Origin of the sequence: Microcoleus pseudofavosus SVA1_A4 (assembly GCF_036700565.1) — a bacterium.
Taxonomy (GTDB): Bacteria; Cyanobacteriota; Cyanobacteriia; order Cyanobacteriales; family Microcoleaceae; genus Microcoleus.
Window position 1 is genome coordinate 25468 of sequence record NZ_JAUBPE010000040.1, and the last position, 18726, is coordinate 44193.

At 47.0% G+C, this 18726-nt stretch carries 18 protein-coding genes; 8 read left to right on the top strand and 10 right to left on the bottom strand.

The window, feature by feature from the left end; all coding sequences use genetic code 11:
* Window positions 1-233: 233 nt before the first annotated feature.
* Entirely contained in the window at window positions 234-845 is a 612-nt protein-coding gene (locus tag QUA02_RS18235) for a hypothetical protein (RefSeq protein ID WP_333029675.1), read from the bottom strand.
* A 225-nt stretch (window positions 846-1070) separates the two neighbouring features.
* Between QUA02_RS18235 and QUA02_RS18240 the strand changes: the two genes are divergently transcribed.
* From QUA02_RS18240 to QUA02_RS18250, 3 genes are all read left to right on the top strand, one after another.
* Window positions 1071-1286, top strand: a complete 216-nt coding sequence (locus QUA02_RS18240) for a CAB/ELIP/HLIP family chlorophyll-binding protein (protein ID WP_332982413.1) — start codon at window positions 1071-1073, stop codon at window positions 1284-1286.
* 139 nt (window positions 1287-1425) lie between these two features.
* Window positions 1426-1986: a photosystem II reaction center PsbP gene (psbP, locus tag QUA02_RS18245; RefSeq protein ID WP_333029676.1), complete on the top strand. Its 561-nt coding sequence runs from the start codon at window positions 1426-1428 to the stop codon at window positions 1984-1986.
* Between the two features lie 360 nt (window positions 1987-2346).
* A complete protein-coding gene (locus QUA02_RS18250; RefSeq protein WP_333029678.1) occupies window positions 2347-2997 on the top strand; it encodes a Maf family protein in 651 nt (216 codons plus the stop codon).
* Window positions 2998-3069: 72 nt separating this feature from the next.
* Here QUA02_RS18250 and QUA02_RS18255 read toward each other — a convergent pair whose 3' ends face one another.
* Complete coding sequence (locus QUA02_RS18255) at window positions 3070-3981, bottom strand: calcium-binding protein (protein ID WP_333029679.1); 912 nt, start codon at window positions 3979-3981, stop codon at window positions 3070-3072.
* Between the two features lie 298 nt (window positions 3982-4279).
* Between QUA02_RS18255 and eno the strand changes: the two genes are divergently transcribed.
* Window positions 4280-5560: a phosphopyruvate hydratase gene (gene eno, locus QUA02_RS18260; protein ID WP_333029680.1), complete on the top strand. Its 1281-nt coding sequence runs from the start codon at window positions 4280-4282 to the stop codon at window positions 5558-5560.
* Between the two features lie 156 nt (window positions 5561-5716).
* On the opposite strand, the gene argC is transcribed toward eno, so the two are convergent.
* Window positions 5717-6775 (bottom strand): N-acetyl-gamma-glutamyl-phosphate reductase, encoded by a 1059-nt coding sequence (gene argC / locus QUA02_RS18265; protein ID WP_333029682.1) that lies wholly within the window; start codon window positions 6773-6775, stop codon window positions 5717-5719.
* Window positions 6776-7243: 468 nt separating this feature from the next.
* Between argC and QUA02_RS18270 the strand changes: the two genes are divergently transcribed.
* Complete coding sequence (locus tag QUA02_RS18270) at window positions 7244-8260, top strand: sulfate/molybdate ABC transporter ATP-binding protein (protein WP_333029683.1); 1017 nt, start codon at window positions 7244-7246, stop codon at window positions 8258-8260.
* 109 nt (window positions 8261-8369) lie between these two features.
* Here the strand turns inward: QUA02_RS18270 and QUA02_RS18275 are convergent, their stop codons facing one another.
* From QUA02_RS18275 to QUA02_RS18290, 5 genes are all read right to left on the bottom strand, one after another.
* Window positions 8370-8711, bottom strand: coding sequence for a low temperature-induced protein (locus tag QUA02_RS18275; RefSeq protein WP_333029686.1), 342 nt, complete (start codon window positions 8709-8711; stop codon window positions 8370-8372).
* Window positions 8712-8969: 258 nt separating this feature from the next.
* Complete coding sequence (gene hisF, locus QUA02_RS18280; protein WP_333029687.1) at window positions 8970-9740, bottom strand: imidazole glycerol phosphate synthase subunit HisF; 771 nt, start codon at window positions 9738-9740, stop codon at window positions 8970-8972.
* A 239-nt stretch (window positions 9741-9979) separates the two neighbouring features.
* A complete protein-coding gene (locus tag QUA02_RS33665; RefSeq protein WP_445305184.1) occupies window positions 9980-10237 on the bottom strand; it encodes a zinc ribbon domain-containing protein in 258 nt (85 codons plus the stop codon).
* Window positions 10238-10661: 424 nt separating this feature from the next.
* Window positions 10662-11051 (bottom strand): hypothetical protein, encoded by a 390-nt coding sequence (locus tag QUA02_RS18285; protein ID WP_333029689.1) that lies wholly within the window; start codon window positions 11049-11051, stop codon window positions 10662-10664.
* 18 nt (window positions 11052-11069) lie between these two features.
* Window positions 11070-11717, bottom strand: coding sequence for an IS607 family transposase (locus tag QUA02_RS18290; protein WP_333029690.1), 648 nt, complete (start codon window positions 11715-11717; stop codon window positions 11070-11072).
* Between the two features lie 415 nt (window positions 11718-12132).
* Here QUA02_RS18290 and QUA02_RS18295 point away from each other — a divergent pair, with 415 nt between their 5' ends.
* From QUA02_RS18295 to nadB, 3 genes are all read left to right on the top strand, one after another.
* The gene (locus QUA02_RS18295; RefSeq protein WP_333029691.1) at window positions 12133-13119 is read left to right on the top strand and encodes an adenylate/guanylate cyclase domain-containing protein; all 987 of its coding nucleotides are present in this window, start codon (window positions 12133-12135) and stop codon (window positions 13117-13119) included.
* Between the two features lie 253 nt (window positions 13120-13372).
* The gene (psbU, locus tag QUA02_RS18300; RefSeq protein WP_333029692.1) at window positions 13373-13807 is read left to right on the top strand and encodes a photosystem II complex extrinsic protein PsbU; all 435 of its coding nucleotides are present in this window, start codon (window positions 13373-13375) and stop codon (window positions 13805-13807) included.
* A gap of 270 nt (window positions 13808-14077) precedes the next feature.
* Window positions 14078-15730, top strand: a complete 1653-nt coding sequence (nadB, locus tag QUA02_RS18305) for an L-aspartate oxidase (protein WP_333029694.1) — start codon at window positions 14078-14080, stop codon at window positions 15728-15730.
* Window positions 15731-15740: 10 nt separating this feature from the next.
* On the opposite strand, the gene QUA02_RS18310 is transcribed toward nadB, so the two are convergent.
* Both QUA02_RS18310 and QUA02_RS18315 read right to left on the bottom strand, forming a co-directional pair.
* Window positions 15741-16001: a hypothetical protein gene (locus tag QUA02_RS18310; protein ID WP_333029695.1), complete on the bottom strand. Its 261-nt coding sequence runs from the start codon at window positions 15999-16001 to the stop codon at window positions 15741-15743.
* A 370-nt stretch (window positions 16002-16371) separates the two neighbouring features.
* On the bottom strand, window positions 16372-18474 hold the full coding sequence (locus QUA02_RS18315; protein ID WP_333029696.1) for a CHASE2 domain-containing protein: 2103 nt from the start codon (window positions 18472-18474) through the stop codon (window positions 16372-16374).
* Between the last annotated feature and the right edge of the window lie 252 nt (window positions 18475-18726).

The window sequence follows — 18726 nt, forward strand, 5'->3', positions numbered from 1 at the left end:
TCGATCGTCCTAGTGCGGTTGAAACCGCTGCATAGAGTCAAACTTTAGTCCGCGCATCGCGCACGAAAGAATACAGGCGCTATTATTAAAGCCGGATTTGATATTATATCGTTTCCGGTTGCATCGGTATTGTTCAAATTTTCCAATGTTTAAATGTCCAAACAGTCAACATTCAACAGTCAACATTCAACAGTTAACATTCAAAAATGATTCCGGTGCAACCGGAATTGATATTACTTGCCAGCCAGCCAAATCGGATAAGCAGAAGAATCCTCAGCTTTCAACTTTTGCGCCTGATAGCTCTTGCTAGTCCAACTAGCTACTGTTTCCAGACTTTCAGTCAAAAAACTTTCGCTGCCAAAGGCTTCAAATCCCAAAGTCCACGACGCACTGCCGTTAATATTTAACTGAGTAATTTCTACAATACAGCCTTGGGGAATTGGTGCTTCGACAGGAACAGACATTAGCGCACCAGGGGCAGAAACTTGGTAAAGACGCTGCGCTCGCTTTTTCTTGACTCCCACCCACTTTCCTGTCGCCAGAATATCCGCCGACACCGGCGCCATCGTGTCGGCACAAATCCACTTCAGCCATTTCTCGGCTTTGCCTTCCCAGCGGTTGCCGAACTGCATCGCCCCCAATTCTGCCTGCCGCCATTTTACCTGTAAATTTTTACCGCGCAGTTTTACTCCCAAGTAGTCGCACCCCGGTATCAGCAAATATAAGTCTTCCCGCTCTTCAGGGGGCGAGAGATACCCGCCGAGACTGTCGCTTCCAAACCATTGACCGATCGATTTTGGCAGCGCACCGCCATAAAACCACCGCATTTCCAGACTGGCCCGCATAACTTTTTCCTCCGTTCCACAATTTTCGTCAAACCCAGACTGGATTTGCCACACACCATCGACTTTTGTGCCTCTCTACTCTATCCTCCCCCCTCCGGGGCCCAGAGTCTACTGTCCACAGTCCGATCGGGGTCTTTAAAAAAAAATTTCTCACAATCCTTTACATATCTTCACAAGTCTGTTACATTTGTTTACAGTAAATTAAAAGCAATTTAGGAGACCAAAATGACTAACAGAGGCTTAATGCTGGACGACCAAGGGAAAATGAACAATTTTGCGATCGAGCCGCCAGTATACATCGATGACGAACCCCGCACCGGCTTTACCCCCTACGCCGAACGCTTAAACGGCCGCCTTGCCATGATTGGTTTTGTTTCTCTCTTGGCTTTAGAAGTTTCCACCAAACACGGACTGATTACCTGGCTCACTAACCTGCAATGATTTTTTTACAATTAAACTGGACGGCTATGGGTAGCAGGCGATACGTAAACTGCAATCCATAGCTTAACTATTTTTAGGGCTAAGGTTTGGTGAGATAATTAGAATCAAATCTTTCACCGTAACCCTAAGCGTAAAAATAATGCTCAAACGAATTGCGGCAATACTTCTGGTGGTTCTAAGCCTCACCTTGACCGGTTGTGTGTCTAAAGTCACCGGACTCAAAAGCTACGTTGATACTGGCGACGGCTATCAATTTCTCTATCCTAACGGCTGGCTGCCGATCGCGGTTTCTAACGGGCCCGATGTGGTGTTCCGCGATTTGATTCAGCAAACCGAAAACGTCAGCGTGGTCATCAGTCCAGTCGCGGGGGATAAAACTTTGGCGGATTTGGGAACGCCGACGGATGTGGGATACAAGCTCAGCAAAAGTGCGTTAGCGAAGCCCTCGAAGAGGATCGCCCCGACAGATTCCGGCCGCGAAGCTGAATTAGTCAATGCAGAAGCTCGCGAATCGCGATCGAAAAACTATTACATTTTAGAATACGCCGTCAAACTTCCAAACCAAGAACGGCACAACTTAGCCAGCGTAGCCATCAGCCGCGGCAAACTTTTTACGCTTAACGTGTCCACTACCGAAGAACGCTGGCCCAAGGTAAAAGAAGCTTTTGAGAAAGTCGTTAAATCTTTCTCTGTTTATTAGGTTTAAAAAGTAGTTGGGCATTGGCCAAACAGGGCATCGGGCGTTAGTTATCTCTTCCATGTCAATTAACCAATATTTCGTGTTATGTCGTTTCCCGTGGCGTTGGAATAATATATTTGGATGATATCAGTGCGAGCGTCCCCGCTCGCGATTTGGGTCGCGAGCGGGGACGCTCGCACTACATAATTACGATGCTACCGGATTTGATATTATTTGTTGTTTATTGTTTATTGGTTATTAGTTATTAGTTATTAGTGATAGTAACAAGTAACAAATAACCAATAAACAATAACTAATAACCTATCACCAATGCCCAATGCCCGATGCCCTGTTTGGCCAATGCCCGATGATTTATAACTTATGAAAACTCCAACTTTTGTATTAGCTTCAGCTTCCCCGGCGCGCAGCAAACTGCTAAAAAATGCTGGCATTCAAGCTGTGATTTGCCCCAGCGACTTTGATGAAGGGCAAATCAAAATGAGGGATGCCACTAAATTAGTGCAGGTTTTAGCAGAGGGAAAAGCTGACGCTGTAGCGAAGTTTTTGCTGGCTAATTCTCACCCGCAAATCCCCAATCCCACATCTTGTTTGGTGTTGGGATGCGATTCAATTTTGGTCGTAGATGGTGAAATTCACGGCAAACCAAAGGATGCAGAAGAAGCAATCTCGCGCTGGCAGAAAATGCGCGGTAAGGTTGGCGAATTATATACGGGTCATGCTTTAATTGATACTAGATTCGATGACTTTGATGAGGCAAGGTCACGATCGCTCGTTCGCTGTCAAGTTACAAAAGTTCATTTTGCGGAAGTTACCTCGCGCCAAATTGCGGCTTACGTCGCCACTGGAGAACCGCTGCAATGTGCCGGCTGTTTTGCTCTGGAAGGAAAAGGCGGTTTTTTTGTGGAAAAAATCGAAGGATGTCATACCAATGTTATCGGTTTGAGCTTACCTCTGCTGCGGCAAATGCTCAGCGAAATGGGATATGATGTGGCGGATTTTTGGCAATCTTAAATATGGTAGGGTGCGCAATGCGCACCTTACTAAATATGGTAGGGTGCGCAATGCGCACCTTACTGGTTGGGGTTATCCTAGGGCGATCGCCCCGTCAGACACAGAGGTAAACTGAATTTGACTCGGTGAAACATCTTTCACCAAACCCAAGATCTTGCCGGTGTTAGCTTCCCTAATCACCGTCGCCTTAGTATTTAAAAATCTAAAATCAGCAGTGCGAGGAATTCCCGGAGGAAAAGGCCCGCTGCTATCGTAATCTCTGGCATCACCAATTGTCAAAAACCTTTCGCTCAAAACAATATCATTTCGCGTCAATCCAGACGCCAATCCAATTACATCACCTTCAGCCGGATTGTAATCGAGAATAAAATCGGCAGGCACTTCATCTAGATCAAAATTGCCGCTAGGAGGCGGTTGAAGCGAACCAATCTCCCCCGAAGTTGCTCCCACTTCTGTGCGGAGGACAAACAAATCTGCGCCTTCACTTCCCCAAAGTCTATCAATTCCAGCATCACCGATTAGAGTATCGTTTCCACTCTCTCCTACTAAAGCATCATTCCCTTTACCGCCGCGAATAAAGTCATTGGCCGTACCTCCATAAACGTAGTCATCACCTTGATCTCCGCTGACTAAATCGTTGCCGCATTCTCCGTAAAGTATGTCAAAATCTTGACCGCCGCGAATAGTGTCGCTGCCGCAACCTCCGATTAAAGTATCTGTGCCGCTGTTGCCGTTCATCAGTTCTGCAGCACCGGAACCTCTGACAAAATCGTTGCCGGCTAAGGCCCGCAAACCTCCGGGAGTGTTGCGGAGGATTCCATTTGCGAGTTGAACTATATCGTCGTTCGCAGTGAGGTCAAAAAAGTTGGGATCGCTACCAGGATTTAATGGCCCAGTTAACAATCTAATGTTGGGGGGATCGGCAATAATTGGGTCGGAGTCTTCAGCTAATGCTCTAATTTCTCCGAGAGTTGTTTCTGACATCCTAGCTTTCTCCTTTTTTGATTGACTTTGTTGACATTCTGATTTTAACAAAGGTTCCAATTAGAAAATCTGCGTGAATTTGCGGTTAAAAAAATTAAATTACTATCAAAATTGCCACCAGTCATTGTGCAACAAGCCTAGCTTATTGACACAAAACTGCCCAAATCCGCAAATATTTTGAACTGTGCAGCAATAATTCTGGGGATCGCGTACTCTATTACCCGTTAGCAGTCAGCGTGGGAAAGCCAACAGACTGCCAAATGTCATCAAACCGTGAGTAAAGTCAGGAATCGTTAATATGCTAGACACTGCGATCGAATCTATTCAGGCCAGAGAAATCCTCGACTCCCGCGGCCGCCCCACCATCGAAGCGGAAGTTTACCTAGCCAACGGTGTTGTCGGACTCGCCCAAGTCCCCAGCGGCGCGTCTACAGGCTCTTTTGAGGCCCACGAACTCCGCGACGGCGACAACAAACGTTACGGCGGCAAAGGAGTCCTGAAAGCCGTCGCTAACGTCGAACACAAAATTGCCCCCGCTTTGGCTAATCTGGATGCGATCGACCAAGCACTGGTAGACAAAACCATGATTGACTTGGACGGTTCCCCCAACAAATCCAACCTCGGCGCCAATGCCATTCTCGGAGTCTCCTTAGCCACAGCAAAGGCGGCTGCCGAGACTTTAGGACTCCCCCTTTACCGCTACTTGGGCGGGCCCTTGGCTAACGTTTTACCCGTGCCTTTGATGAACGTGATCAACGGAGGCGCCCACGCCGACAATAATGTGGACATTCAAGAATTTATGATTGTCCCTGTGGGTGCGCCATCTTTTAAAGAAGCTTTGCGCTGGGGTGCAGAGGTATTTGAATCCCTGAGCAAAGTCTTAAAAGCTGAGGGTTTGCTGACTGGTGTGGGTGATGAAGGCGGTTTTGCGCCTAATCTTAAATCCAATCAAGCAGCTTTGGATTTGTTGATTGCAGCTATTGAAAAAGCTGGTTACAAACCGGGCGAACAAGTTGCTTTGGCTTTGGATGTTGCTGCTAGCGAATTTTACAAAGATGGGCAGTACACTTATGACGGTGTGGCTCATTCGCCGACAGAATTAATTGATTATTTGGATGGTTTGGCTGGAAAATATCCGATTGTTTCCATTGAAGATGGTTTGCATGAAGACGATTGGGACAGTTGGGTAGCGCTGACGCAGAAAATGGGCAGCAAAGTTCAATTGGTGGGTGACGATTTGTTTGTTACCAATCGCACGCGGCTGCAAAAAGGAATTGATTTGAAAGCTAGCAATTCGATTTTGATTAAGCTGAATCAAATTGGTTCTTTGACGGAGACTTTGGATACGATCGACCTCGGCAAACGGAACAGCTATCGATCTGTAATCAGCCACCGTTCTGGTGAAACTGAAGATACGACAATTGCCGATTTAGCCGTAGCGACTCGCGCCGGTCAAATCAAGACTGGTTCTCTGTGTCGCAGCGAACGAGTTGCTAAATACAACCGCTTGTTGCGGATTGAGGACGAATTGGGCGATCGGGCAATTTATGCAGGCTCGATCGGTTTCGGGCCAAAATAACACTTGGTAATCGGGCATGGGGCATCGGGCATCGGTAATTGGTAATCGGTAATCGGTAATTGCTTTGAAATTTAAATTAACCAGTGACAGCCTGGATGTGAATCCTCGCTTTACCCCATGCCCCATGCCCCATGCCCCATGCCCCATGCCCAATAATTAAGGATAGAAAGCCAATTGCGGCAAACCCAAAGTTTCTTCCCAGCCCATCATCAAGTTCATGCACTGGATGCCTTGACCGGCTTGTCCCTTAATTAAATTGTCGATCGCCGACATCACAATTACCCTGTCAGTGCGCGGATCGACTTCCACGCCGATAAAACAAAGATTCGTGCCGCAAGCCCATTTTGTTTGGGGATAAACCCCAGCCGGCAACACTTTTACCCAAGGACAATTGCGGTAAAAAGCGGTGAAAATGGTGATTAAATCTTCCCGCACCAACCCCGGATCGCGCAGATTTGAGTAAACAGTTGCCAGAATTCCCCGCACCATCGGAATTAGGTGGGGAGTAAATTGGACTTTGATATCTTGTCCGGCTAAATCGCTGCAAATTTGTTCGATTTCAGGCGTGTGGCGGTGACGGCCAACGCCGTAAGCGCCCAGAGAACCCTCTGCTTCAGCCAACAAGAGATTAACTTCGGCTTTGCGGCCCCCTCCTGAAGTACCGGATTTGGCGTCGATAATTGCTGTTTCTGGCACGATGAGACCTTGTTTGAGCAAAGGTGCCAGCGCTAATAAACTAGCAGTGACGTAGCAGCCGGCACAGCCTACTAACTGAGCGTCTTTAATTCGATCGCGATACAATTCCGGCAAACCGTAAACAGCAGTTGCAGCTAAAGCAGAGTCCGATCGCTCGCCCCCGTACCAAGCTTTGTAAGTTTCCAGATTTTCAAATCTGTAGTCAGCCGACAAATCCAAGACTTTGCAGCCTTTTTCGATCAGCTTCGGTGCCATTTGGCAAGCTAAACCGTTCGGCAGCGACAGAAATACAACTTCACATTTTGCCGCTATTTTATCTAGGTCGATCGCCTCGACAGTCAAGTCAATGCAGTTAGTCAGATGCGGATAAAGGCTGGAAAAAGGTTTTCCCGCACTGCTATCCCCGCCCACATACACTACTTCCGCCGCTGGGTGATCCGCCAGCAGTCGCACAAGTTGCACGCCGCCGTACCCTGAAGCGCCGATAATTCCTACAGGCACACGTCCAACATCTCCCATTTTCCTTTATCCCCTCAGCCTTTGAAGTCAAAAACGCTTGAACTTTTGCTGCATTGTAGTATCAAACGCCAACTTTGGTGATAAAGAATTGTGTTGTTTTGTTCGGGAGGTGCATTTTTGTTAATTTTCCGGTGTTTGACCCCCGCCCAAAAACGGATACAAAGCCCCGACTCCTTTCCTGGAGAACCCAAAATTTTAGACCAAAGTTCCATCTTCCAGATTCAAAGCTGCAAGTAAATCTAAAATCTAAAATCTAAAATCTAAAATCGACCGACGGCTCGCCAAAACCCTAAAATTAACAAACGGATGTGCGATCGTGCTATAAAAAAACTTACCTTAACCCATCCACAAACCGGAAATTAACATTTTTCGCTCGAATCTCGAACCTCGAACCTCAAACCTCAACATCCATCCATTAAATCTGTTAAATCGGTTAAATCTTGTACACAATCCGTTGCCGAACTTCCTATGGGCATAGTTGTCGAAAACGTATCAAAACAGTTTGGCAGTTTCCAAGCACTCGATCGAGTCAGCTTGCAGATTGAATCCGGTTCCCTAGTCGCATTGCTGGGCCCGTCTGGTTCCGGCAAGTCTACGCTGCTGCGGCTGATTGCAGGTTTAGAAATGCCCGACTCCGGGAAAATCTGGCTGACAGGCCAAGATGCCACCAATACTAGCGTCCAAGACCGCAATATTGGGTTTGTGTTTCAGCACTACGCGCTATTCAAGCACATGACAGTGCGAAAAAACATCGCTTTCGGCATGGAAATTCAGAAAACAGCGCCGGCGAAAGTCAAATCGCGGGTAGAAGAATTGTTGAATTTAGTGCAATTGGGAGGATTGGGCGATAGATACCCGTCGCAACTCTCAGGAGGCCAGCGGCAGCGGGTGGCCCTCGCCAGAGCCCTGGCGGTGGAACCGAAAGTGTTGCTGTTGGACGAACCTTTTGGAGCTCTAGATGCCAAAGTTCGCAAAGATTTGCGTGCTTGGTTGCGGCGACTGCACGACGAAGTACACGTTACCACAGTCTTCGTGACGCACGATCAAGAAGAAGCAATGGAAGTTGCCGATCGAATTACAGTAATGAATAAAGGTAAAATCGAACAAGTAGGCACACCCGCACAAATTTACGACCATCCAGCTACTGCTTTCGTCATGAGTTTTATCGGCCCAGTCAATGTCTTGCCCAGCAGTTCGAGAATGTTCCAAGACAACGGCTTTGACTCAGCCAACCCGGAGATTTTTTTGCGCCCTCACGACGTAGTAATTGAAACTACAGAAAATAGTGCAACCGTGCCTGCAAGAATCAGTCGCTTGATTCATTTGGGATGGGAAATTCAGGTAGAATTAACTTTAGATGATGGTCAAGTGCTAAATGCTAATTTGACTAGAGAAAAGTTTGACCAATTGCAGTTACAGCCGCAGCAAAGAGTTTTTGTAAAGCCGAAAGATGCCAAATCTTTTCCGCTTTATTATTCGATTTAATCCCAATTCTGAAAACTACAGCTAAATTTAGATAGGACATGAAAATTATAGGGACACGGCATTGCCGTGTCCCTACTTTTTTCTACTGAAAACTGCGCGCTGCGCTGAGTTAGTCTTTGATTTTGCCGACAGCTTTTTTGACTTGTTGCTCAAAGGATGTAGCTTTTGTATTGGAAGGATTTTTCATTTTTTCAATGTCAGCGTCTCCCTGAACTTCGTTAGGCCCTTTGCTCGCTTTTTCTTGAGTTTCTTCCAAGGACATCGGTTTTTTCAGGACTACTTCTTGAGATTCTTTTTCAATACCCAAAAGTTGGTCTTCACCTTTGGTGGGGCTGCTGGTAACTGCAAAAGCCGGAAAAGCATTAGAAACAAACATCAAGGCACAAAAACAAACAGCTATTAAAGTGCGAACTACACGCTTGGCAGGGAAGTTAAAGGTGATAAAAGACATACAAAAATTCTCCGTTTTTACAATTTTCGATCGCTGAGATTGTTAACAGCCTGAAGCTCACTCAAATTCTGCACAATCTTTAACTCAAGTTTGATACAAGCAATAGCATTTAGCAGAAGTTGCTGTCTTTCAAATTAAGCTAATATCTTTTTAGCTGAAAAAGCGATCGCTTGAAATCCTTCTCAGGGAATATTGTGAAGAAGGAAGAGGGAAGAAAAAGAAACTACGCCCCCTGCCCCATGCCCTTAAAAATGCAGACTACTGCTGCCGCACGGGAACTTGGCATTTTGCTAGATAAGTCTTAATTTCTCCCACGCTGAGTTGCCCGTAATGCAGCAGGGAAGCCAGCAGTGCGGCTTCTGCTTTGCCCTCAGTCACGGCTTCGTAGATGTGGTGACAGTTGCCTGCGCCGCCGGAAGCAATAACCGGAATTTCGACAATTTCGGCGATGCTTCGGGTTAATTCCAAGTCGTAACCGGCTTGAGTGCCGTCAGAGTCCATGCTTGTCACCAGAATTTCGCCGGCGCCGCGCACTTCGGCTTCCTTGGCCCAGGCGATCGCATCTTTGCCGGTATTTTCTCGCCCTCCGCGCACGTATACGTCCCAACCGGGATTATCCGCATCTTGCCGTTTGCGGGCGTCGATCGCCACTACAATGCACTGATTGCCAAATCGATCGCTCGCTTTGTCAATCAAACCCGGATCGCGCACTGCGGCCGAATTAATACTTACCTTATCGGCGCCCGCCCTCAACAAACTTCTGATCGTGTCTAAGGATTGGATGCCGCCGCCCACAGTCAAAGGGATAAAAACTCGATCGGCAGTCCGGTACACCACATCAATCATAATGTCCCGGTCTTCGTGAGTCGCCGTAATGTCCAGAAACACCAACTCGTCAGCACCCGCATCGTTGTATACCTGAGCCATTTCCACCGGATCGCCAGCATCCTGAAGGTTGACAAAATTGACACCTTTGACCACGCGGCCGGCTTTCACATCCAGACAAGGCAAAATTCTCTTCGACAACATAAAATTTTCGTGTTTCTAATTTATTGACCGCCGCAGCGAGGAAAAGGCTTTGTTGATATCTTCAAAAACATGAAGTTAAGCAACAAATCTTAAAGATACCTTGTCTTTAACAACTGCTCCACAGAACTTGGCTAAACTTATTCAGATTCCACCCTTCAACCGAGAGAGTCTCAGAGAATCTGCTTCCTGTTTCAATCAAGGGAGTCGGCTCGCAACTTCTCTACAGGCGTAAATTCCGGTCAAGCCAACCGTACTTTTTCATTTGGGGCACACTCAAGATTTATTGCGGCATTTTCATCCCGATCTAGAATATGTCCGCAGTCTGGATTTTGGCAGAGAAATACCCGCTCCGAAAGCTTCTTTGGCTGAACATGACCGCATTTTGAGCAAGTTTTAGAACTTGGATACCAACGCTCAACTAATTCTACCTTTGTGCGATAATGAGCCTGTTTGTAAGTTAACTGACGGCGAATTTCGTAAAAACAGTTGCTACTCACCGCACCCGCCTAGTTACTATTAGCCATCATCCCTGAAACCTTGAGATTTTCAATCCGAATAATGTAAGCTTTACGGTTTAAATCAGTCGTCATTTTCTGCGTTGTCTCTGCATAATATTGGCAGTATGCGCGTGTTGACGTGCTGATTCACCATAGAACTTACGAGCATTATTCGATGCTTTGATTCTTAGTTTATTCTAGCCAAAATTTCTGTGACGATTGCGCCCTTGAAGTTGGCAAAGCTTGGTTTTCGCTATTTTTGCGGCCGCAGCCATCTCATACAGCCTATTCCAGGCTTATGAAGTGTAGGGACAAAGGCTTTCGCCGTGTCTAACCGGGGATCGAACCACAGGCGGGTGTACTTCATAAGCGTGGAATCTGCTGTATATCGAACCATCAGAACAAGTTGCCAAGGCTTTGACGCCTAAATCAACACCAATTTTTTCAATTGGGTGTATAATCGGCGGAATCTTCTCGGTCTAAAAAAAAATGAAACAAACCATTTATTAGCAGTCCTAGAAACTGTAAATCTTTGATAAGTGCTAATAAATTCGATTCGTTTTTTTAGTCGAAATGTTAACAAATCTGGTAATTGAATTTGTTGACCAGCGTAGAGGGTAACTCGATTAGTAAATGGTAAAGCAGGTTGACCAACCGTTGGGTAAATTCCTGATGTTTTATAAACAGTCAAAGAATCACCTTTTTTCTTGGTTTTCTTTTTCGGGAAGCTGGTTAATCCTTTGCGCCATCTAACGTTTAAATTCGGCGTGGCCACGCATCTGCGAGGTTTCAGCGTTATTAAGTTTAAGCTCACGTTTGAGGGCGTACATTTTCAATCCCTGGACTTATTCACATGATTAACTATAGTTGAGTTTGAACAAGGATCGATACCATCCACAATATTCTTTACTTTTGCTTTATATTTCCGCAGTCCGTACAACCTAGAAGAAAAACTGTGGACGATCGAAAGTAGGTCTTGGGTCAATTCTTCATGCGGTGAAAGGGTTTCAGCGTTAGCGACAATAATCGTTCCGCCATTCCACTGCAAGATTTGTTCGACTAATTCAAAACCAAATCGACACAATCGATCCTTATGAGCTACATACAGTATTTTTACTTCGCCTTGAATTGCCCACTGTACAATCTGCAAAAATTTGGGGCGCTTAAAGTTCAATCCTCCGCCAACCTCTTGAATTGAGTCGGTCACGGAAGTTCCTTGGGCTAAGCAGAATTGCTCCATTACTTTTACCTGGCGAAGTAAGTCCTCCTTCTGCCCATTGGATGAGACGCGACAGTAAATAATGACTCGACTTGGTGTTTTGCCTGTTTTCAGGTTTCGAGCAATATTCAAATGAGTCTCGGTATAAAGTCGCTGATTACCCAATGTCCTTTCTGGGATTAACTTTCCGTCGCTTTCCCATCGTCGCAAGGTAGAGCATGACACTCCAACTAATTTTCCAAACTCTGCAACTTTCCACATGGAAAATTCCTTTAAAGATTAACTATGAGTAAGTTTAGCAAAGTATGGGACGATTTAGTTGAACTCTCGATCTGAGCCGGCGAGCAATTTTCCAGTTTTTTTGCGTCCCCCTCAGCATAAATAAGTGAGATTTTTGGCAAAAATCAGCAAATTAAACTCCCCAAATACATTTTTGGCGTGAAAAAAATGACACTTTCGCTTAAGATCGAACCATAACTACCTTCGTGGGCGATCGAATTGTGGTTCGGCAATCCTGTTTTGGTTTGGTGCATCGACGATCGACTAAACAATTTTAGATTTTAGAACAGCCGATGTGAGGTTTTTAAGCAGCAATCTCAGTTATAAGCCGCGCGGTAAAGTTAAAATTTAAAGTTTAAAACCTCAAATCGGTTGACTTGATGTTGTTTCTAGGGCTGTGGTGACTTTGCAAGCCAATCCACATTTGGTACTTCGTACAGAAAGCGGCAATCGCTACTTGCCGCTCTCCGGCAGCAATTGCTGGACAGTAGGGCGGAGCGATGACAATAATTTTGTGTTAATCGATCGCTGGATTTCCCGGAATCACGCGATGTTACAGCAAATGGAGACAGGAGAGTTCTACCTGATCGACTTGGGCAGCCGCAACGGTTCCTTTGTCAACGGGCGGCGGGTCAGTATTCCTGTCACGCTCAGAAATGGCGATCGGATTATTTTCGGTCAAACCGAATTGGACTTCTACAACCCAACCGCCGGCTACCGGCACGATCCCATACACGAGGCAGACTCTGACGATTTTACGGCGACTTTGACGGTGCGCAGCCTGATTAGCGTCATGGTAATGGACATCCGAGACTTTACTGTTTTGACTAGGCAGCTAGACGAAACCCTACTCTCAGAAGTCATCGGCAGTTGGTTCCGCAAAGCAGGACTGATCATTCGCGAACACGGCAGTTGGGTGGACAAATACATCGGCGATGCCATCATGGCTGTCTGGTTCCACAAAACCAGCGGTGTCAGCAGCGAGGAAATGATGCGGATTTGCCAAGCTTTGAGCGAACTGCACAAGGCAACAGACGAACTCAGCACCCGTTACCCCCTGCCTTTTCCTTTGCGAGTCGGGGCCGGAATCAATACCGGTTATGCAATGGTGGGAAATTCTGGCAGCAGCGACCGATCGGACTACACCGCCTTGGGAGATACTGTAAACGCAGCATTTCGCCTGGAATCTTGCACCAAGCAACTCGGCAAAGATATCGCCGTGGGAGAAACAACCTACAAATACCTGACCCAATTGGGGGCCCAGGGCGTTTTCGAGCAGCACACCGTTGCTTTGAAGGGTTACGACACTCCCACCGTGACTTACGGCGGTACTTATGCTGATTTGAACACTTTTTTGAAATCGAAAGGAAAAAGTTCTCGATAGCCAGAAAATTGGGTGCGCGGCAAAAAATTAACCCTTAAAAATGGAAGTCCCAGTTTTTAATTTGGAGGGCCTTCTATAAACTTGCCTGCCATGCCTCAACTTCGAGAAAGATCATATATCGTCCCTGGTGTCAATAGCTCAATGTAAAGTTTATAACAGCCCTCTGCCTGCTGCGGATTTGTCTGAAAAACTGCATAAGCAAAATGGTAGTCTCTAGATAAATGCTGTGTATGAAATTGGGAGACAAAACTTCATGAAACGATTGGGTCGTCTATTGGCAGTATTGGGCTTAGTGCTGGGCTGCTTTGCATGGGCTGGAGATCAAAGCGCGATCGCGGCAACCTTGAGCCGTATCGTCTTGCCATCATCCTCGCTCCTAGCTGTTGAAGCTCCGGCTAGAACCAATCGCGCCGATGACAAGCTTGCCACAGAATACGGCAAAAAACTTGATTTGAACAACAGCGCCGTCCGGGACTTTCGGGAATTTCGAGGGTTGTATCCCACTTTAGCTCGATCGATTATTAAGAATGCTCCTTACGAAAAAGTTGAGGACGTACTCAACATTTCAGACTTGACGGAAGCTCAGAAAAAAGTGCTGCAAGCTAACATGGACAAATTCACCGTAACTGATGTCGAATCAGTCTTTATTGAAGGAGACACCAGGTTGAACAACGGTCTCTACGACTAGATAGCAGCGGGCCTCCTTTGAAGGCAGAACGCAGAAGGCAGAAGGCAGAAGGCAGAAGGCAGAAGGCAGAAAGAAAAGATTTTTTTCTCTTAGGCTGATGACTTCTGCCTTTAATTTTTCAGGAGTAATTCTAAAATCTCAAATTTAAAATCTCAAATCGCCTGACTGCTTAGCATCGCAACCACCTTGGGGGTTAGCACCTTTTAAATTCCTCAAATTATTGATTTTATTGGATCTTCCTTCTTCCCTTTTCCTTCTTCCTTCTGGTATATGACTGACAAATTTGACGTATTGGTGATAGGTGCTGGCGCGGCTGGGTTGTACACGGCACTTTGCCTCCCAGAACATTTGCAGGTGGGCTTGATCAATAAAAATACCCTGCCTGTTTCTGCAAGCGATTGGGCCCAAGGAGGGATTGCTGCGGCGATCGCCCCTGAAGATTCCGCAGCGCTGCACGTTCAGGATACACTGGCTGCCGGAGCCGGTATTTGCGATTTGGAGGCGGTGAAATTTTTAGTCGAGGAAGCTTCAGCCTGCATTGACTCCCTGGTCAAAATGGGCGTTGCTTTCGATCGCACCGGCCCCGATTTAGCCCTCACCCTAGAAGCAGCCCACTCCCGCCGCCGAGTTCTCCACGCCGCCGACACTACGGGCAAAGCCGTTATCAGTACGCTGACAGCAAAAGTATTGAGCCGCAAAAACATTCAACTCGTATCCCCTGCCTTTGCTTTGAGTCTGTGGCTAGACGAAACCGGGCGCTGTCAGGGCATTAGCTCGATTTGCGGCTCACAAGTCAAGTGGCTGCGGGCGCCGGCCGTGGTACTGGCGACAGGCGGTGGCGGACAGGTTTTTGCTCAAACGACCAACCCGTCGGTAAGTACCGGGGATGGGGTGGCAATTGCGTGGCGTGCCGGGGCGCTGCTGCGAGATTTAGAATTTGTGCAGTTTCACCCGACGGCCCTCAGCAAAGCGGGCGCGCCTCGGTTTCTGATTAGCGAAGCGGTGCGGGGAGAAGGAGCTCATTTGGTTGACAGTAAGGGATATCGCTTTGCTTTTGACTCTCACCCCAGCGGGGAACTCGCCCCTCGGGATGTTGTCAGCCGCGCTATTTTCCGCCACTTGCAGAAAACGGGGGAACCTCACGTTTGGCTGGATTTGCGCCCGATTGCGGTCGATCGACTGCGCTACAGGTTTCCGAATATTATTCAAGTGTGCGCTGATTGGGGAATTGATATTTTTTCCGAACCGGTGCCCGTGACGCCGGCCGCCCATTACTGGATGGGAGGAATTGTGGCTGACAAGTTTAACCAAACTTCGATTCCGGGTTTGTACGCGGTGGGAGAAACTGCCAGCACCGGGGTACACGGCGCTAACCGGTTGGCGAGCAATTCGCTGCTGGAGTGTCTGGTTTTTGGGGCGCAGATGGGACTTTTGCAGGTAGAAGGTGGAAAGCCCGAAGCATTCGCCTCGGAGTTCGATGCAGGGGAAATCTTGAAAAAATCGATTTCTCAAAAGGACATTGAGGCGATCGAAAAATTGCGGTTTGAATTGCCGCAATTGGTGTGGCAGAGTGCGGGAATTTGCCGGGGACAACGCGATTTGGAAAGTGCGATCGTCCAAGTTGAGATTTGGCGGCAAGAATTTGCCTCTTTGCCTTTGAGTCAAACTTTGCTGAAGTTGCGGCCTGGAAAAATCCTTGATTTCTCACCTGCGGATGAGGAAACCAGCCTGCTGTTGCGAAATTGGGGGGAAGTTGGCAATTTATTGGATATCGGCTGCTTAATTCTCAGAAGTGCTGCGTTTCGCACCGAAAGCCGCGGCGGTCACTACCGAGTTGACTACCCGCTGACTGAGCCGGATTGGTGCACCCATACTTTAATCGATCGATTCAATTGGTACAAATCTGGGCCAATAGAAGATTGAAAAGTTGGGTTCAGCGCGTCCCCGTACCGTCACTTTTGGGGTTCCCGTTGGGGTCTGGTTCGTATTTTGTTGCTTGATTTCCAAACGATGAGGTTTGTGCAACTGTCAAGACTGTGGAGGTCGATCGCCCGGAGCCCTCGCCCGTGCTACGGCTGTTTGCCCAGTTGCTGGTAAGTAGAGCCGCATTTGCGATGCCGATCGTACTCACTTGCAGGCAGACCGCCAGGGTTGCCGTTTTTGTGAGCTGAATCAAAGTACGCATAGTATTCATAGTTTTATCCAAATCACCGAAGTAGATGCACGCCTGTACCACCTATTATATCGATCGATTTCCGTAGTTCCACTGATATCTTTACATTTCCTTTAATTAACTTTCGTAAAGCTACTTAAACCCTTTTAAATCAACGCTTTTGGCGATTTGAATTTAATCTCCGGTCTCTATTTTTGAATTTTTTAATATTCTTTAACATTTAGATAAAACGGCAACTTGCTGCAATCAGTTTCCTCTTTTTGGTAAGTCTATCTCAAGACAGATGACAGACTATACTATTTTCAATCTAAGTTTTGAGATGGGAATAACTGATGACTATCGGGGTTTGCAGCTTGCCGAAAGCTGCATTCTTTTTTTAAACGGGTATTTCTTAAGAAAATTGATATTGGTTTTTCCCGCGTTCCTTAGCACGATACATCGCTGCATCGGCATTCTTAACTAAAATCTCTGGCTCTTGACCGTCAGTTGGATACAAAGTAATACCAATACTTGTAGTTACAGAAACTGTATGTTCTTCTAAAATAAAAGGCTGCATGATGGCGTCGCAAATTTTTTGGGCTACTTTCGCAGCTTCCTCGCGACCGGGAATTGCGGGCAGAATGACTGTGAACTCGTCGCCGCCCAACCGCGAGATAGTATCGCTGCCGCGCAAGCATTTTTTGAGCCGACTGGCAACAGCTTTTAAGAGCAAATCGCCCACATTGTGTCCGAGAGTGTCGTTGATTGACTTAAATCCATCTAAATCTAAAAACAGTAAAGCTACCAATTCCTGATTGCTGGAGGCAGTTTCTAGAGAGGAATGCAAGCATTCGTAGAACATTTTGCGGTTGGGCAAACTGGTGAGAGCATCGTGATAAGCTTGATGGCTGAGTTCAGCATTTTTTTGTTCTAGGGCATCTTCCCGGCGCTTGCGATCGGTAATATCTCTGATTGCTCCGACTAAAAATAGGTTGCCGGCAGCATCTTTGTGGAGGGATCTTTTAGTCGCAATCAGATGGGTAATTCCGTGAGCGTCGGTAAAATATTCTTCATTTTCTCGCGGCTGGTGAGTTTGCAATACTAATTCGTCTTGCTGCCAAAATATATCGGCTTCGTCTTGGGGAAATAAATCGTAATCTGTTCGGCAAGTTAAAATTTCCAAAGGATAGCCAATAAACCGACAATATGCCTGATTCAAAACAACGCAGCGGTGATTTCGATCCTTGACAAAAATCGGGTCGGGAATTGTATCGATTAGCGATTGTAAAAATTCTTTAGACCGTTTTAATTCTTCTTGCAAGTGAGCCAGATAACCTACAACTGCACAGCCAGAACCCAAAAGACTGAGGATTGGAGGAATTAACGGCAGCCACCAACCGGCTAAAAAAGCTAAGTATAAACTGGCACTCAGACCGAGACAGATACTTGACAAACAGCAAGCCGATCGACCGAGCGATCGCAACTTCCAGCTCAAACTGGCTCCCGCCCAAGACCACAGTAAAATCCACAGCAACTCCGCCGCCTCGGGCCAGACTTTGATACCTCCGCGCCCGTCGAGGGCAGCACTCAAAATTTGGCTCAAGAAATGAGCCTGAAGCTCGACTCCGGGTATTGGCTGGGGAGGAGCAAACAAGCCGGAGCTGTAAGCATTTTGCTGAAAGTCTTTGAGGCTGGTGGCAGTTGAGCCGATCAAGACAGCGCGCGATCGCACAAAATCCGGCGGTACTTTGCCAGAAAGCACGTCGCTCATCGATGCAGTGCGAAAACTGCCTAGCGGGCCGCGCGGATTAGCGAGAATTTGATAGCCGCGGCCGTCCGATCGAACGTAAGCACCGTCATTCGGTTCAAAAGGCCGAAAAACCCCCTTGCCTAACTGCAAGTATTTAGGATTGGCTTTTGCTGGTTGAGGGGAAATCCCTTCACTTTCGAGGTAAAGCAAAGCCAGTCTGAGCGCGAAACTTTGATGAGTTTTGCCGTCTCCGGGCCAAGCGTAGAGCAAAGTTCGGCGCACTTTTCCATCAGCGTCGATCACAACGTTGTTGAAACCGATTCGATCGAGCTTGTCAAGTACCGGAGGTGGCCGAACTCCGAACCTGGCTTCGTCTGGCATCAACTCAATGCCGATTAAGTTGGGAATAGTTTTAAAAGTTTTGAGCAATTCGGCGTTACCCGGTTGAGTTGGCAAATCTCGGTAAACGTCGAGCCCGATCGCCCGCGGCTTCCCTGCGTGCAATTTTTGCAGCAATTGGGCCAATACAGCATCGGAAATTGGGTAGCCGTATTTTTGCAAGTCAGCTTCCTTAATTTCGACAATGGCGATGCGCGAGTCCATTGGTTCGGCCGGCCGCCAGCGCACAAAGTGGTCGAAAGCAGCCCATTCCCACACCTGCAAAAATCCGAACCAGCGCATTACAATCACCGTACCGGCAACTGCATTCGCAGTAATCAATACTCGGCGTTCTCGATCGAGCCATTTTTTGATAGTTTCTAGCATATTTTAGGGATTTTTGCCTCGCCCTTCGAGCATCTAAGCTACTACTACATATAGCTTTTACATCTCTGGGGCGATCTATCGATTTTTGATTTTTTGATTTTTTGATTTTTTGGTTTTTCGGTGCGGGCGGGTCGATTTTAGATTTTTGATTTAAAATTATCCAATTTTTTGGTTTTTCGGTGCGGGCGAGTCGATTTTAGATTTTTGATTATCCAATTTTTTAGTTTTTTGCTGCGGGCGATCGGGCTGCAG

Coding starts and splice junctions, on each gene's coding strand:
- QUA02_RS18275 (WP_333029686.1), bottom strand. CDS start 8,711: ATGTCTTTTATCACCTTTAACTTCCCTGCCAAGCGTGTAGTTCGCACT.
- argC (WP_333029682.1), bottom strand. CDS start 6,775: ATGGGAGATGTTGGACGTGTGCCTGTAGGAATTATCGGCGCTTCAGGG.
- QUA02_RS18240 (WP_332982413.1), top strand. CDS start 1,071: ATGACTAACAGAGGCTTAATGCTGGACGACCAAGGGAAAATGAACAAT.
- eno (WP_333029680.1), top strand. CDS start 4,280: ATGCTAGACACTGCGATCGAATCTATTCAGGCCAGAGAAATCCTCGAC.
- QUA02_RS18310 (WP_333029695.1), bottom strand. CDS start 16,001: ATGAATACTATGCGTACTTTGATTCAGCTCACAAAAACGGCAACCCTG.
- QUA02_RS18315 (WP_333029696.1), bottom strand. CDS start 18,474: ATGCTAGAAACTATCAAAAAATGGCTCGATCGAGAACGCCGAGTATTG.
- QUA02_RS18290 (WP_333029690.1), bottom strand. CDS start 11,717: ATGTGGAAAGTTGCAGAGTTTGGAAAATTAGTTGGAGTGTCATGCTCT.
- QUA02_RS18235 (WP_333029675.1), bottom strand. CDS start 845: ATGCGGGCCAGTCTGGAAATGCGGTGGTTTTATGGCGGTGCGCTGCCA.
- psbP (WP_333029676.1), top strand. CDS start 1,426: ATGCTCAAACGAATTGCGGCAATACTTCTGGTGGTTCTAAGCCTCACC.
- nadB (WP_333029694.1), top strand. CDS start 14,078: ATGACTGACAAATTTGACGTATTGGTGATAGGTGCTGGCGCGGCTGGG.
- QUA02_RS18270 (WP_333029683.1), top strand. CDS start 7,244: ATGGGCATAGTTGTCGAAAACGTATCAAAACAGTTTGGCAGTTTCCAA.
- hisF (WP_333029687.1), bottom strand. CDS start 9,740: ATGTTGTCGAAGAGAATTTTGCCTTGTCTGGATGTGAAAGCCGGCCGC.
- QUA02_RS18250 (WP_333029678.1), top strand. CDS start 2,347: ATGAAAACTCCAACTTTTGTATTAGCTTCAGCTTCCCCGGCGCGCAGC.
- psbU (WP_333029692.1), top strand. CDS start 13,373: ATGAAACGATTGGGTCGTCTATTGGCAGTATTGGGCTTAGTGCTGGGC.
- QUA02_RS18255 (WP_333029679.1), bottom strand. CDS start 3,981: ATGTCAGAAACAACTCTCGGAGAAATTAGAGCATTAGCTGAAGACTCC.